General features: G+C 37.0%; 12 protein-coding genes. 9 read left to right on the top strand and 3 right to left on the bottom strand.

Annotated elements, in window-relative coordinates:
• Positions 1-111: 111 nt before the first annotated feature.
• Entirely contained in the window at positions 112-873 is a 762-nt protein-coding gene (locus tag BN3107_RS01810) for a helix-turn-helix domain-containing protein (RefSeq protein ID WP_058305933.1), read from the top strand.
• Between the two features lie 45 nt (positions 874-918).
• Here the strand turns inward: BN3107_RS01810 and BN3107_RS01805 are convergent, their stop codons facing one another.
• The 3 genes from BN3107_RS01805 to BN3107_RS01795 form a co-directional block, all read right to left on the bottom strand.
• The gene (locus BN3107_RS01805; RefSeq protein ID WP_058305932.1) at positions 919-1,347 is read right to left on the bottom strand and encodes a DUF3237 domain-containing protein; all 429 of its coding nucleotides are present in this window, start codon (positions 1,345-1,347) and stop codon (positions 919-921) included.
• Positions 1,348-1,518: 171 nt separating this feature from the next.
• Complete coding sequence (locus BN3107_RS01800; RefSeq protein ID WP_058305931.1) at positions 1,519-3,357, bottom strand: sugar-binding protein; 1,839 nt, start codon at positions 3,355-3,357, stop codon at positions 1,519-1,521.
• Positions 3,358-3,427: 70 nt separating this feature from the next.
• Positions 3,428-4,228, bottom strand: a complete 801-nt coding sequence (locus BN3107_RS01795) for an alpha/beta hydrolase (protein WP_392389046.1) — start codon at positions 4,226-4,228, stop codon at positions 3,428-3,430.
• A gap of 437 nt (positions 4,229-4,665) precedes the next feature.
• On the opposite strand from BN3107_RS01795, the gene BN3107_RS01790 reads away from it, so the two are divergent.
• The 8 genes from BN3107_RS01790 (at position 4,666) to BN3107_RS01755 (ending at position 14,331) form a co-directional block, all read left to right on the top strand.
• Positions 4,666-5,772 carry a phosphate/phosphite/phosphonate ABC transporter substrate-binding protein gene (locus BN3107_RS01790; RefSeq protein WP_058305929.1) on the top strand — a complete coding sequence of 369 codons (1,107 nt, stop codon included), beginning with the start codon at positions 4,666-4,668 and terminating at the stop codon, positions 5,770-5,772.
• 706 nt (positions 5,773-6,478) lie between these two features.
• Complete coding sequence (phnC, locus tag BN3107_RS01785) at positions 6,479-7,261, top strand: phosphonate ABC transporter ATP-binding protein (protein WP_058305928.1); 783 nt, start codon at positions 6,479-6,481, stop codon at positions 7,259-7,261.
• Complete coding sequence (gene phnE / locus BN3107_RS01780) at positions 7,254-8,069, top strand: phosphonate ABC transporter, permease protein PhnE (protein WP_058305927.1); 816 nt, start codon at positions 7,254-7,256, stop codon at positions 8,067-8,069. The genes phnC and phnE (BN3107_RS01780) overlap by 8 nt, the downstream gene beginning before the upstream one ends.
• Before the next feature lie 14 nt (positions 8,070-8,083).
• Positions 8,084-8,890: a phosphonate ABC transporter, permease protein PhnE gene (gene phnE, locus BN3107_RS01775; protein WP_058305926.1), complete on the top strand. Its 807-nt coding sequence runs from the start codon at positions 8,084-8,086 to the stop codon at positions 8,888-8,890.
• Positions 8,891-9,006: 116 nt separating this feature from the next.
• Positions 9,007-9,834: a putative RNA methyltransferase gene (locus BN3107_RS01770; RefSeq protein ID WP_058305925.1), complete on the top strand. Its 828-nt coding sequence runs from the start codon at positions 9,007-9,009 to the stop codon at positions 9,832-9,834.
• Positions 9,835-10,027: 193 nt separating this feature from the next.
• On the top strand, positions 10,028-11,026 hold the full coding sequence (locus tag BN3107_RS01765; RefSeq protein WP_058305924.1) for a substrate-binding domain-containing protein: 999 nt from the start codon (positions 10,028-10,030) through the stop codon (positions 11,024-11,026).
• 288 nt (positions 11,027-11,314) lie between these two features.
• Positions 11,315-13,135, top strand: coding sequence for a cache domain-containing sensor histidine kinase (locus tag BN3107_RS01760; protein WP_058305923.1), 1,821 nt, complete (start codon positions 11,315-11,317; stop codon positions 13,133-13,135).
• Between the two features lie 5 nt (positions 13,136-13,140).
• Positions 13,141-14,331: a response regulator gene (locus BN3107_RS01755; RefSeq protein ID WP_077065026.1), complete on the top strand. Its 1,191-nt coding sequence runs from the start codon at positions 13,141-13,143 to the stop codon at positions 14,329-14,331.
• Positions 14,332-14,566 lie beyond the last annotated feature (235 nt).

Below are 14,566 nucleotides of genomic sequence, written 5' to 3'. Positions count from 1 at the left end.
ACAAAGAAATCTTTCAACAGCGAGTAATCCTCATTAATCCTTCCAAAGCATGTTGTATATTTTAGAGGAATGATATAATATATTCAATAATTGCGGAGGAGGTATTTACGGATGACACAGATACATTATGTTGAAAACAATAGGGCACACAACAGCAATTTTGTTATTGATGTTCCAGAGGGATATCATTGGCTTCTTGTCATCACGAAGACCCCCGCACAATTCTGGGTGAAGGGTGACATTAAGGAATATCCGGCATACACCACCATTCTCTATCGTCCTAAACAGAAAGTATATTACAGAGCCTGCACGGATCAATTTATTAATGATTGGATTCGTTTTGAATCCGATGCCCCTTATATAACGGATTCACCGCTGCCATTCGGCCATCCCTTTTCTGTGAATGATCCAAATTACTGTCACAAACTATTTGAACTATTATCTATAGAACACAACTTCAATCGAGATTACAAAAAATCTTCCATCGATTATTTGTTGAAGACATTATTCAATAAGCTAATGGAATCGTACTTTCATGGAGACATTTCACCCCAATACTACAATTTGTTAAAGATTCGTACCATGATTCAAAATAATCCAGGGGAAGATTGGACGGTTTCAAGGATGGCAGATTACCTCCGAATTAGTCCAGGATATCTGCAATCTATATACAAAAAAACCTTTGGGATTTCCTGTATAGACGACGTAATTGACAATCGAATTCGATTAGCTAAAGAATACTTAGTTCATAGCAACGAAAGTATTGCAGAAATCGCTTCTCAATGCGGGTATCAAAATGTAGAACACTTCTTCAGACAATTCAAGCATATGACAGGAAAAACTCCAAGAGGATACCAAAAACATAGTTCTTGAACTTATCTTACTCAGAGAGGGACCCCATGATTTTTTGTCCCTAGATCAGGTGCTCGATCCTAAACAGTAAAAATGAAGTTTCACTGCTAGCCCTTCATTAACCTGCTGAGGCTCTAACTTTCCAATCAGAGTCTTTTCGTTTAACCATGAGTACCGACCACTTATTGAGGTCAAAAAGCTGGGGCGTGTCCAGATTGTATCTCCGTCATTATTACCATGGACTCCTTCGTTAATAATGGAAATTAATGTTCCGTCATCCGTCTCCATGGTATACCTTGCCCAGACTTCAGTACTTCCATCTTCACGAACTGTGTTCCAATCTGCTCCGCCAGGTACGACTCTTCCTTTAATCGCCGGTCCTTCAAAGGTCCCTCCTACAATTGGTATGACGCGAAGAAATCCTTTAGGAGTATTTCCAATTTCCATTGGTTCTGAACATTGAACATACACCTCCATTATCTTTTCTAATTCCATCGTCTGACCTCCTTTATCTAGATTTGTTTTTAATTACTGTGTTGATTCGATTATAATAGTAAGAAGAGGACGCAAGGCGTATTCCAACAAAATGCTGTATATGTTGAAACCGCCATATGCGTATCTGTAACTAAAATATTGAAAAAACGGGTCTTAACATATGCGATACGATTATTCTTCGTTTTCAAAAAGATCTGGCAGTATATCGTAAATATACTGATTTTGCCAATACCATGAATGTGTCCCACCATCAGCGTCAATAAAGTAAAAATTGCCCTTACTTGAATCAGATGAGTAGTTAAAAACATCTGTTAATTCTTTCATCGCATCGATCTGAGGTTTCAAGTTCGGATACGCAATGTCTTTATTGCCTGTGGCACTGAAAATATAGTAATCCTGAGATGTATAACCTGATGCTCTTACAACATCCGCAAGGTATTCAGCTGTTTCCGCCGGCTTGCTTCCACCAGCATTTGAACCTAGTGCCCAGCTGTCACCACTTAAAGGTATATAATACTTGAAATAATCCAGGGCTTCTGTAAATGTAAACCACGTTGTTACTGCTCCCATAGAGAAACCGCCAAATGCCCGATGTGCTCTGGTTGCTTGTAGATCTTCCATACTTGCCGATTCGGCATAGGTATGATATTCGGTCTCCACTAATGGAACGATGTCATTAATCAACTCATCGTGGAAATGTTCGGGTTCATTTTTTCCTCCGTAAAAAGTAGGCGTAACCACAATAAGAGGTTCAATGTCCCCATTTGCAATCATGTTGTCCAATATTTTCATCAACTCTTTACTTTCGCCTGGTCCACCGAAAATGAGGTCCTCATTCTCACCGCCCCCATGCATTAGATAAAGAACATTATATTTCTTGCTCGAATTTGCTTCATCATAACCGTTCGGGAGATACACATTTAGCTTCTTTTCATCTGTCCCATTATCTAAATTAGGCGTTTCATATTGTAATGTTTGGATGGTCCCCGGCTGATCACTTTCCATTCGATATTCATCTGGAACCGGTTCGAAATATTTTTCATTTGCTGCTTCTTCTGTCATTTCCAATTGGCTAATCGCATCTTTTAATGCATCGTATTGTTCATCAATTTGACTTTGAGTGACTTTGTTATTGATTAGTGTACTTTCAGTAACATTACCAATGGCATCGGTTACAATATTTGAATTTTTGTAAAGTGTAAAATCCATCTCAAGCGTACTCTTGACCAAATTTATGAGGTCATATGGATTCAATCCGCTAACCTGTTTCTTTTTTTTGCCAGCCAGTACAATCTCACCAAATTGACTTGTATCATTCCAGGCATTGCCTGTTGAATCGAAAACATTAATGCTTCCTGCTCTCTCTGATTCGATTGCATCATTTACCTGCAATTCAACACCTAGCACTTTTCCGTTTTCTGGAATGTCCTTGAGTGCAATTCTTGTTTCGATTACATAACCATTATCCGTTACTTTGGCAGAACTGAAATAATCCTCGACATTGCCGATATCCACGGTAAGCATATTTTCATAGTTTACTCGGATATGCAAGTCATCTACTCCATATTCTTGAGACTTATCATTATTTCCGTCTAAAAAAACTTCTAATGAATCTTGCATGTATGGCGTATCGGATTGTACGGATAAATTTTCGTCTTGGACTTCTGCAAGGATATACAATGCACGCTCGTCCCATAACGCCTTAAATGTTGCCGATGCACTATCAGTAGACACGTGTTTCGGTGTAACCTCAGGTATCTTTTTCCATACCTTATCTACTTCTCCGTCAATGAGAGGAGATCCGAAATAGGCAACCATTCTTCCCTGTGAATCAAATCCGTCCTTATCTACTGGTACTTTAGCAGGTACCGTATTTGGTTTACCTGGGTGATTCCCTTTGCCTGCTGCAGAGACATCAGAGAAATTGCTGATCGAATATGTGAACACAAGAGTTATAACCACTAACAGTAACATTCCAGGAAAAAGAAACAACCGTTTTACATTTTTCATAAAAATTCCTCCTCAGTAATTTTTTATTAGAAAGCGGTTTCAATAATATTTAAGATATTACATATGTTTTCTATTTTTTAAAAAGTTGTTGAGAGAAATGATAAAGTCCACTACTCCAGACAGCTGGTTCATGTCCTCCTTGATCTAAATACCATTTATGAGGAATATTATTTTCTGTTAAACTATTATGGAAGTTTTCACTAATAGATAGTAAACCGTCTTCATCGCCGCATGATAGCCAAAGTAAATGTAGACGCTTAGAAATTTTCTTTGGATCTACAAGCAATTCTTCTGGTGCCTTTGTATTTGGTGCTGCAGAAAATGCTCCAACCCAAGAAAAGGTATCTAAATTATTTAACCCAAAGTTTAATGATTGACCGCCTCCCATAGATAATCCTGCCAGTGCGCGGTGATGGCGATTTTTCCAGACTGGATATTCTGATTCTATATGTGGGATAAGATCATTTAGTAAATCTCCTTCAAACCTTTCAAATGCGGCAATTTTCTCAGGATCAAAGATATCTCCAATGGGACGATCATCTTCCATTGCCCGACCATTTGGAAAAACAACAATCATAGGTTCCAGTTTATTCTCCGCATATAGATTATCAAGGATGTTTTGAGGATTCATTTGATCATTCCATTCATTTTCGTCCCCACCTATTCCATGCAGAAGATATAAAACATTGTATTTTTTCTTTGGTGAATAACCTGGAGGAGTATAAACCAATGCATTACGATTAACTCCAACTGTCGTAGAATAATACGTTATCATATTCATTTCTCCATGAGGAATTCCACTTCGATATTCATCATATCCAGGAGGAGCGGGTTCTGTTTTCTCAGAAGCTGTAATGGAGCCTGGAGCCATTGCAAAAAAGATACAAAAAGTTAATGTCAACAAGTAAATCTTCCTCATTTTTTCACCTTCCTACTTTTTATTGTAATAACTCTATTTTCTTACGAACACTAAAATACTCTTATCCTCAAGTCATTTATCCCCGCCTTTCAACAGTTAGTGAATTACAAATCTTTTGATAAACTCTATTAACAAATACAAAGTTACTATATTCAGTTTGATCATGACAATGATCTATACGAATATAAAATTGATCTATCCTAATATAAAATGCTAGAAATACAAAGTTTCGCATCACAAGGTTACTACTAAAAAATATAATAAATACTTCTTGATCTCCTCTAATATACGACTTTACGAAACTTTTACTCCACGTTTAAACAAGCTTAATAAACCTCTATTAAACTAAAAAGTAGATTCAATTTGAGCTTTACAGGGGGAAATATAAAATGAAGAAAATTTGGTTTTTGCTTATAACTATGCTATTTGCTGCTGTTTTAGTGGCATGTGGTGAATCAGAAGAGGGATCGGCTGAAGAAACAGAGGAAAGCAATACTGTAGAAACTGAAGATAATACTGACACAGACACAGAGATGAAGGAGGAAGAAGCTAGTAATAAAGAAATCGAGACACTTTCTATAGGCTTTGTTCCTTCACGTGAACCAGAGGAAATTATTACAGCAACGGAACCGTTAAAAGACCTATTGAAAACAGAAATGGCAACACTTGGTTACGATATTGGTGAAGTGGATATTACAGTAGGTACCAATTATGAAGCAGTGGGAGAAGCGTTGTCTGCAGGTACAACAGATATCGGCTTAATCCCGGGAGGTACATATGTGCTTTATGATGATGGTGCAGAAGTTGTGTTAACGTCAACTCGTGCTGGCTTAAATAATGATTCTGATAGTGCGAAGGATTGGAATGACAATAAACCAACAGAAGCTAGTGATGAACAAGTAACTTATTATCGTGCTTTAATGATTGCAGGACCATCTGACAAAGGACAAGAGTTAGCAGAAAAAGTGAACAGTGGAGAAGAGCTTACTTTTGACGATGTTAACAGTGCAACATGGGCAGTAATGTCATCTTCATCTCCTGCAGGTTACATCTATCCAGCGTTATGGTTAAAAGACAATTATGATAAAACAATTACAGATTTAGACAATGTCGTGCAATCTGATTCTTATGGAAGTGCCTTTGCTCGCTTAGCTTCCGGTGAAATTGATGTGATGGTGACCTATGCAGATGCCCGTCGTGATAATGAAGAAACATGGGAAAGTGATTTCGGACGCGAGGCATCGATTTGGGATGAAACAAATGTGATCGGTGTAACGCCTGGTATCTATAACGATACAATTAGTGTCAGCAAAAACTCCGATAAAATGGATGATGATTTAAAAACAGCCATCCAACAGGCCTTTTTAAATATCTCTGAAACAGAGGAAGGAAAGGAAGTCATTTCGATTTATAATCACGAAGGCTACCAGGAAGCAGAGGATTCTGACTATGACAACGAACGCCAAGCACAAGAAATGGTGCAAAGCTTAAACTAAAAACAAAACAGATGAGGCTTGATCAAAAGAAATTTATAATTACAAAATCCAAACGATAGACTTTGAATCGTTTGGATTTTTATGCATAGTAGGAACAAACTGCGACATAGCTGAAGAGGTAATTATGAGATTTTATATGTGCTTTGCAACCGCTGCGGCTTGCCCGCTTTCCTTTCCGCGGGTTTTTACCCTAAGCTAACTTTTTAAGCAAAGTTCGCTTAAAAAGTGGATCTTAGGGTAAAAACGTCCCGCAGGAGTGAAAGCGGACGCCTTCGCTTTGATATACTCGACAACTTAAGCAAGAGTATTCATATTGGCTTTTTTCACTATTTTTTAGTAGGAAATCAAAGTAGTAGCATTTGTAAATGTTGTAGAATCTCATTCAGCGTAGGCGGCCACTCCAACTCCTATGGGACTCGTTTTTCCTGAAGATCCACTTTTTCAAGCGATTTTTGCTTGGAAAAGTTAGCTGAAGGAAAAACCCCATGGAAAGGGGAGTGGCCAAGCCGGAGCGGATACTACACACTTACATCATGTCAAAATTACCACAAGGTTATGTCGCAGTTTCCTTGTATTACGCAACAGTACTTATTGTATCGTTCGTATTTGTTGTTAAGACAATCGGTGATATACTAATCTCATTTTTAGCTAGCTACTAGAATAGGCCTGTTAAGTAGAAAAGGGATTTAAAGAATGGAGCATAAAAATGATTGAATTTATAGATGTTGAAAAAACATATTCAAATAATGTCAAAGCATTGCAGAATATTAATGTAAAAATAGATAAAGGTGAATTTGTCGCAGTAATAGGTTTATCAGGTGCAGGTAAATCTACCTTTATTCGTTGTATTAATCGGATGCATGATATAACCGAAGGAATAATAATCGTAGATGATATTCATGTAGGCGAACTGAAAGGTAAGCAAATAAGAACATTTCGCAAACGAATTGGCATGATTTTTCAATCGTTTAACCTTGTCACACGAACCACCGTATTAAAAAATGTGCTAGTCTCCTTTGTGCCAGAATTAAGCTGGTGGAGAAAAGTAACAGGTCTTTTTACAAAAGAACAGAAAATAAAGGCGTTAACTGCTTTAGATCAAGTTGGTATCTTAGATAAGGCATATGTACGTGTTGATCAATTATCCGGTGGCCAACAGCAGCGTGTCGCATTAGCGAGAACATTAGCGCAAAATCCGGACATTATCTTAGCCGATGAGCCTATTGCTTCATTAGATCCTGTGACTTCCAAACAAGTGATGGATGATTTCAAAAGGATTAATCAGGAAATGGATATTTCCCTGATCATTAACATACACCATGTCGAGATGGCGCTTGAGTATGCGGAACGAATTATTGGCGTACGAGAAGGTCAAATTGTTTATGATGGGAAAGCATCGGAAGTAACAGAAGAAGTACTCGATCATATTTACAAAGGTAAAGTAGCAGAAGGAACAATGGAACTTGAAGGGAAACATGCTTATGTTTGATAAAGTATTTCCTCCAAAACAAATGGAATTACCCAATGGAAAAAAGATTCTGGAAAAAAGATCGCGTATACCTTTTGTGCTATTGGCATTGTTGATTGCGCTGATTTATTCGATAGAAGTTACGGATTTTGAATTAAAAATACTGTTTGAAAGAGGAATTCAGTTTTTTATCATAATTCTAGACATGATTCCACCAACATGGGAGTATCTTCCCCACTTATGGCAACCATTGATGGACACGATAAAAATGTCACTGTTAGGTTCAGTACTCGGCTCTGTTGTAGCAGTACCAGCTGCATATCTAGCAGCTTCGAATGTAGTTCACCTTAAATCGATCGTTAATTTGACCAAGATTTTACTTAGTATACTACGAACATTGCCAACATTGGTGTCGGCTTTAATAGCTACTTTTGTTTTTGGTTTAGGAACGCTAGCTGGTACTGTTGCGATTTTTTTATTTACATTAGCTTACGTCGGAAAGCTCTTATATGAGCAGATCGAAAATGCGGACATGGGGGCATTTGAAGCGATGGAGTCAATTGGGATGACAAGAGTACAAGCATTTCGCTATGCGATTCTTCCGCAAGTATTACCCAATTTTTTATCAACCTCCTTATTTTGTTTTGAAGGAAATGTCCGTTATGCGGCAATTTTAGGGTATGTTGGTGCTGGTGGTATCGGATTATTACTGAATGAACGAATCGGGTGGCGTGATTATGCCAGTGTCGGAATGATTTTACTGATGCTTGCCATCACTGTCTTCCTTATTGAGACGGTAAGCGAACATTTTCGGAAGAGGTTAATGTAAAGGGGAATAAAAGAATGGATGTAGTTGAAAAGCAATTATATGCTTCACCTAGAAATTATCGTTATTTAATCACGACCAGCACTATTTTATTCGGTTTGTTTATATGGTCGTTAACTGCTGTTAATATAAATAATATTGAAGAAAGTGGCTTAGCAATTGCTCAAAATATTATACTGGGCATTATTCAGCCAGATTTAGAGTTACTATTAAATATAAGTGATAAAGGCGTGCTCTATCTATTAGTGGAGACAATCGCAATTGCTTTTTTAGGAACAATTATTGGTTCTTTCTTGGCTGTGCCGTTAGCCTTTTTATCAGCATCAAACATCGTACCGAAGCCTGTTTCATTTATAACTAGGCTGTTATTAATTGCTATCCGCACAGTGCCAGCATTGATTTATGGACTGATGTTTATCAGAGTGACAGGACAAGGACCGTTTACAGGTGTTTTAACCATTTCTTTAGTTTCTATTGGCATGTTAGCTAAACTATATGTCGATGCGATTGAAGATTTAGATACTAGTATATTAGAATCGATGACCTCCATTGGTTGTACCACTTTTGAGAAAATACGCTATGGCATTATTCCACAACTATTTGCGATGTTTTTATCGATCGTGATTTATCGATTCGATATGAATTTACGTGAAGCATCAGTCTTAGGGTTAGTGGGAGCAGGAGGTATTGGAGCGCCTTTAATTTTTGCTATGAATGCCTATCGTTGGAATGAGGTAGGTTCGATTTTGATTGGTTTAGTTGTTTTAATTTTACTAGTAGAATGGTCGTCCAATCGTTTTCGTAATAAATTAGTTCGTGGCTGATTTTGGTATAGACACTGTTTGCATTTGGATATAATTAAAGATACGATAAACGTGAGACTTTATCGATTGGCTGTTTTACCCACAGTTAAGCCAAGATGAAAAAATGGAGCGGTTGCATGAAAAAAATTGACAAAGCGGCAAAATTGCTAGCAGAGCAAGCATCATTGTTTTGGTGTCCACTTTGCCAGAAGGATATACATGTTGAAGGCACATCGGTCATTTGTAACGATGGTCACCAATTTGATTTTGCCAAAAAAGGTTATGTAAATTTCTATGGAAAACCCTCCCCACCTGATTATGATCGTACATTATTTGAAGCAAGGTATGAATTAATTCAACAAGGGATGTATGATCAGTTGCATGATAAAATAACAGAGTGGCTGAAACAGCAATTTCCTGAAAAACTACATATTCTGGACGTCGGATGTGGTGAAGGTTCACACCTTAAGAAAATATTAAATAAAATGGGCACCGATTCACGAGGAATAGGCATTGATATTGCGAAAGATGGGATTATAACAGCCGCTAAATATCATGATGATGTAGTATGGACAGTGGCTGATTTAGCTAAAAGTCCTTTTCAAACGAATCGATTTGATAGTATCTTGAATATTTTGTCACCAGCGAATTACCAGGAGTTTAATAGGTTATTAACAGCCAATGGTGCGGTGGTTAAAGTCATTCCTAATCAAAATTACTTAATCGAGATTAGGGATCAACTTACAGATACAACGGAGTCTTATTCCAATCAAGAGACAATAGAGCATTTTCACAAGCATTTTTCAAAGATAACAACGGACACGATCCATTATCAGTGGAAGGTTCCACCAGATATGCAAGAACGATTATGGATCATGACCCCTTTAACTTGGAGGAGAAAGCAAAAAGAAAAGTTCGCTACTATTACAATAGATCTTACCGTATTGATCGGTCAAAATGAGTAACAAGATAGGTGATTATTTCGATAAGGAATAATCTGCCTATCTTTTTTTATTGAAGATATTTATGAATTGTTTTAAAATTTTGGTACAATTGAATTAGGTAAGTCAAATTAGTGATGCTACTACTTAATGAAAAAGCTACTTAGTCTTTACATTCACTACCCTTATTATCCATTTTATTGAAAGGGGTTACAACATGCGGAAATTATTGTTTATTTATTTAATATTAATCGGTTTGTTTGTAGTATATGTCTATCAATATCAATCAGAAGAAACAACGAATAATCAATGGTCTGATCGTGAGTTAAGAGGAACCATTGATGAAAATTATGTGATGGTTACGTTTCAGGCAGGTATTGATTATTGGAAGCGACCATTAAAAGGGTTTGAAGATGCAGCAGAATCGTTAAATGTCTCAGTGGAATACCGAGGTGCTACTCAGTACGATGTTAATGAAGAGATCACGGTGTTAGAACAAGTAATTGCTAAAAATCCTTCAGGAATTGCTGTTTCAACCATGGATCCAGAAGCTTTGAATCCGGTTATAAATAAAGCAGTTGATTCGGGTATCCCGATCGTCATGTTCGATGCAGATGCCCCAGATAGCAAAGCATATGCTTTCTTAGGTACGAATAACCATTATGCAGGTGTTACAGCGGCACATAAAATGGCAGAGTTATTAAATGAAACTGGTGAAGTAGGCGTGGTAACACATCCAAACCAATTAAATCATCAGGAACGTACACAAGGCTTTCGTGAAACAATCGAAAATGATTATCCAGAGATGACGGTAGTAGATATCAAAGATGGTCGAGGCGATCAAATGATATCGAAAGAAGTATCTGAAGAATTAATCCGAGAACATCCTAATATTAAAGGTATTTTTGCCTCAGAAGCAAATGGTGGAGTCGGAGTTGGTAAGGCTGTTCTAGACTTGCAAAAAAAAGGGGATTTACATATCATTAGTTTTGATACTGATAAAGGTACATTGGATATGATTGATGAAGGTGTTATCTCAGCGACAATGGCTCAGGGTACATGGAAAATGGGATATTGGTCGTTGCAGTTTTTGTTTCATTTGCAACATGATTTAGCAGGTGAGCTAGAAGGTGAAACCAATTTGCCACGGTATATGGATACAGGAATCACAGTGGTTACAAAGGATAACGTGAACGAGTACTATCCGGTTGAATAATGAGGGTTTTAAATTCTTGTTAATAGTTAGTAAAGCGTATTGGAAGGTTATCTTTGGTGTATATTCCTTACTTAGTTTATTGAATACATGAAACTGTCAGTGGTTATAAACCTTTGTGTAGTGCCACGTTAAAGTGAGACTTCAGTCAGTGAGAGTTTTAAATTCTCGTTGATAGCGAAACTTATCAGGAAGTTAGCGTCCGTTTTCCCCCACTTTGCTTTTTTGCTGTCGCTCGATTCTTGAAGTTGGGGTTTTACGTACGATTACATCGTGATAAAGAATGGATGGATGCTTGTGAAGCGCTGGACTCAAATTAATAATTTTCCTATTCGTTATAAGCTTATATCACATTTTTTGCTTATTAGTATTTTGCCTATTTTCTGTTTAGCTTTGTTAATAAGCTGGACAGTTGAACGTGTAATGGAAGAACAAGTGAATGATAATACCATTCAGTTAATAGATAAAGTAAATGAAACATTTGAATTTTATATTAGTAATTTACAAAGCCATACCTATATGATTGCTAACGACGATGATGTTCAGTTATTTTTAGAGGATGCGGAAAGTGATCCAAATGATGAATCTGAAACTAGATATCAAATACAACGATTTTTAAGAGATTTTACGGCCGTTTCTTCGGAAGTGGCAGGGATCATGGTGGTAAATCATCAAGGTGATTATATTAGTAATGAGTTATATGCCCCCTCTATAACGGATTTAACCGAAGCCTCCTGGTATCAAGAGGCCGTAGAGAATGAAGGGATTTTTAAAATAATTGGACGACCTGATGGGAGACGCTTAACGTCAATCGTTGATTATAAGAATGATGATATTGTTACAGTTGTAAGAGCAGTAATCGATCCTTTTACAGAACAAGTACAAGGTGTTGTATTAATAGATTTGAAATTACGAGTAATTGCAGAAACAGTGAAAGATGTTACATTGGGTAAAAGTGGTTACTTAATGGTTGTCGATGAAAATGGTGATAATATATATCAGCCTACGCAACCGATTGTAAATCAAATTCCAATTAACTGGATCAACGAACAGCAATCAGGGGATTTTTCAAAAACAATAGATGATGAAAAAATTCAATTTATCTATCAACGATCCCCTTTTGTCAATTGGGTAACGATTGGTGTATTCCCGGCAGATGAAACTGTCTTTGGGTTACGTGAAATTAACTTTTATTTAGTTGTATTTATTTTTATTATCATGTTATTTGGTATTCCGGTATCTTATTTTCTATCCCATTCTATATCAAAGCCAATTGTAAAATTGATGTCTCTTATGAGAAAAGCGGAAAGTGGAAATTTCAACGTAAGGTATAAAGAAAAAAGAGATGATGAGGTTGGCTTACTAGGCAGAAGTTTTAATGCGATGTTAGCAAAAATAAACGAATTAATGCATCTTACGGAAAGACAGGAAAGGCAAAAAAGAGATGCAGAGTTTCGTAGTTTACAAGCGAATATTAATCCGCACTTTTTATATAATACATTGGACACGATTCAGTGGATGGCTCGTAAACAACATGCAAATGATGTGGCAGAGGTTGTCGAGTCTTTAGCTAAACTATTCCGGATTGGGTTAAGCAAGGGGCGCGACGTGATCTCGTTGAAAGAAGAGATCGAACATATTGAAAGCTATTTAAAGATACAAAAAACGAGATATAGAGAGAAATTGAATTATAAAATTGATGTTGAAGATTCAATTAAAAATCTACCAATATTAAAATTTGTTTTGCAACCAATCATTGAAAATGCCATCTATCATGGCATTAAGGAACGAAGAGGTCCTGGACATATTTTGATAGATGCTAAGGAAGTGGAAGATGGTATTCTCATTACAATCAGTGACGATGGTCAAGGGATGCCGACAACTCAATTATTAGAAATGCGTGAAGCTTTGGCACAATCAATTTCAAGGACAGAAAACCCCGAGGAAACGAGAGATAAAAAGGGTTATGGCATGTTAAATGTACAAGCAAGAATCCAATTAACGCATGGTTTGAATTATGGAATATCTCTAGAAAGCGAAGAACGAAGCGGTACGACCGTTACGATCTTATTGCCGTTAATAAATGAACCTGATCAAGAAAAGGAGCAATGATAAGTATGTCAGAGTGGAAAGTTTTAATAGCAGATGATGAATTTATAATACGGGATGGAGTAAGATCGTCAGTAAATTGGTCTGATTATGGCATGGAAGTAATCGCAGAAGCGGAAGATGGTGAAGAAGCGGTAGAATTAGCGCTTGAACATGAAATAGATATATTGTTAATTGATTTAAATATGCCAATTATGAATGGAATCACAGCAATGAAGCGGATTAAAGAGATTCTGCCAGAGTGTCGCATGGTAGTTATTTCGGGATATGATGATTTTAGATATGCGCAAGAAGCAATTCGTTTACAGGTTGAAGACTATTTATTAAAGCCGGTCAATCCAGATAAGTTGGTAGAAATTTTAGTTGAAATAAAGCAACAGTTAGAAATAAAAAAACAAGAAGAAGATTATCTGCATCAAGCATCTTCTCAAGTGAAGAAAAACCATGAACAACTTCGCCAACGTTTTTTTCATGATTGGATTGAAGGGAGATTGGAAGAAAGTGAAGTAGCGGGACAGTTACAGTTTTTAAATTTACCGCATGATCCGCCAACATCTTTTATTATGCTGAAATGGGCTGAAGGAGAAGCGGAGCACAACTTGTTAGAAGAAGCAGACCGACAGCAACAGTTACAAGCTATTAAAGAATTGTTGGATGAGGTAATGACAGATTATCTACATGCTATTTTTATAGAGGATGCTCATTTTATAACCTTATTTTTGTGGAAAGAGGTACGATCAGATGTAACAATAGAAATAGAAGAGCGAGTAATGGAACAATTGAATCAACGTCTTTACTCTAAATACATACCATTAGATGCAACAAATATCACCGTACAGTATAAAGAGACAAAACAAGAACTTAACCAGTATATGCGTTTATCGCCCTTGGTTAAACAGTCCTTGCAATATATACGAAAACATTACCGGGATCCTGATGTGACATTGGAAACTATTGCGGCATCCTTGCATGTGTCAACGGTATATTTAAGTCGAATGATTAAACAGGAACTAGGTAAATCTTATGTTCAGATTCTTACACACATGCGTTTACGTGCTGCCAAAGAACTCTTGCAGACTACGGATCTTAGCATAAGAGAAGTAGCAGAAAGAGTGGGTTATGACTCGCAACACTATTTCAGCACAGCCTTTCGAAAATCAGTCGGAATAACACCAAAGCAATATAAGCAACAAGACTAAAAAGCACCGATCGTTATTTTAAACGATCGGTGCTTTTTAATAGGTGAAGTGTAAAATAAAACAACTCCAAATTAGACACAAACTGCGAAGTAACTGATGAGTATTTACTAGCCTAAGTGGTAATTTTGAAATCTTTTATTTACTAAATATTCGCTTCGGCTGCCCACTTCCCTTTCCGTGGGGTTTTACCTTCAGCTAACTTTTTCAAGCAAAGGTCGCTCGAAAAAGTGGATCT

The sequence above is a fragment of the Gracilibacillus massiliensis genome (assembly GCF_001458115.1).
GTDB lineage: Bacteria > Bacillota > Bacilli > Bacillales > Amphibacillaceae > Gracilibacillus > Gracilibacillus massiliensis.
Note: the sequence above shows the minus strand (reverse complement) of the source record. Positions and strands in the feature narration are given on the sequence as shown.

Bases quoted from the DNA above. Each gene is read 5' to 3' on its own strand.
- BN3107_RS01810 (WP_058305933.1), top strand. From the start codon at position 112: ATGACACAGATACATTATGTTGAAAACAATAGGGCACACAACAGCAAT.
- BN3107_RS01805 (WP_058305932.1), bottom strand. From the start codon at position 1,347: ATGGAATTAGAAAAGATAATGGAGGTGTATGTTCAATGTTCAGAACCA.
- BN3107_RS01800 (WP_058305931.1), bottom strand. From the start codon at position 3,357: ATGAAAAATGTAAAACGGTTGTTTCTTTTTCCTGGAATGTTACTGTTA.
- BN3107_RS01795 (WP_392389046.1), bottom strand. From the start codon at position 4,228: ATGGCTCCAGGCTCCATTACAGCTTCTGAGAAAACAGAACCCGCTCCT.
- BN3107_RS01790 (WP_058305929.1), top strand. From the start codon at position 4,666: ATGAAGAAAATTTGGTTTTTGCTTATAACTATGCTATTTGCTGCTGTT.
- phnC (WP_058305928.1), top strand. From the start codon at position 6,479: ATGATTGAATTTATAGATGTTGAAAAAACATATTCAAATAATGTCAAA.
- phnE (WP_058305927.1), top strand. From the start codon at position 7,254: ATGTTTGATAAAGTATTTCCTCCAAAACAAATGGAATTACCCAATGGA.
- phnE (WP_058305926.1), top strand. From the start codon at position 8,084: ATGGATGTAGTTGAAAAGCAATTATATGCTTCACCTAGAAATTATCGT.
- BN3107_RS01770 (WP_058305925.1), top strand. From the start codon at position 9,007: ATGAAAAAAATTGACAAAGCGGCAAAATTGCTAGCAGAGCAAGCATCA.
- BN3107_RS01765 (WP_058305924.1), top strand. From the start codon at position 10,028: ATGCGGAAATTATTGTTTATTTATTTAATATTAATCGGTTTGTTTGTA.
- BN3107_RS01760 (WP_058305923.1), top strand. From the start codon at position 11,315: ATGCTTGTGAAGCGCTGGACTCAAATTAATAATTTTCCTATTCGTTAT.
- BN3107_RS01755 (WP_077065026.1), top strand. From the start codon at position 13,141: ATGTCAGAGTGGAAAGTTTTAATAGCAGATGATGAATTTATAATACGG.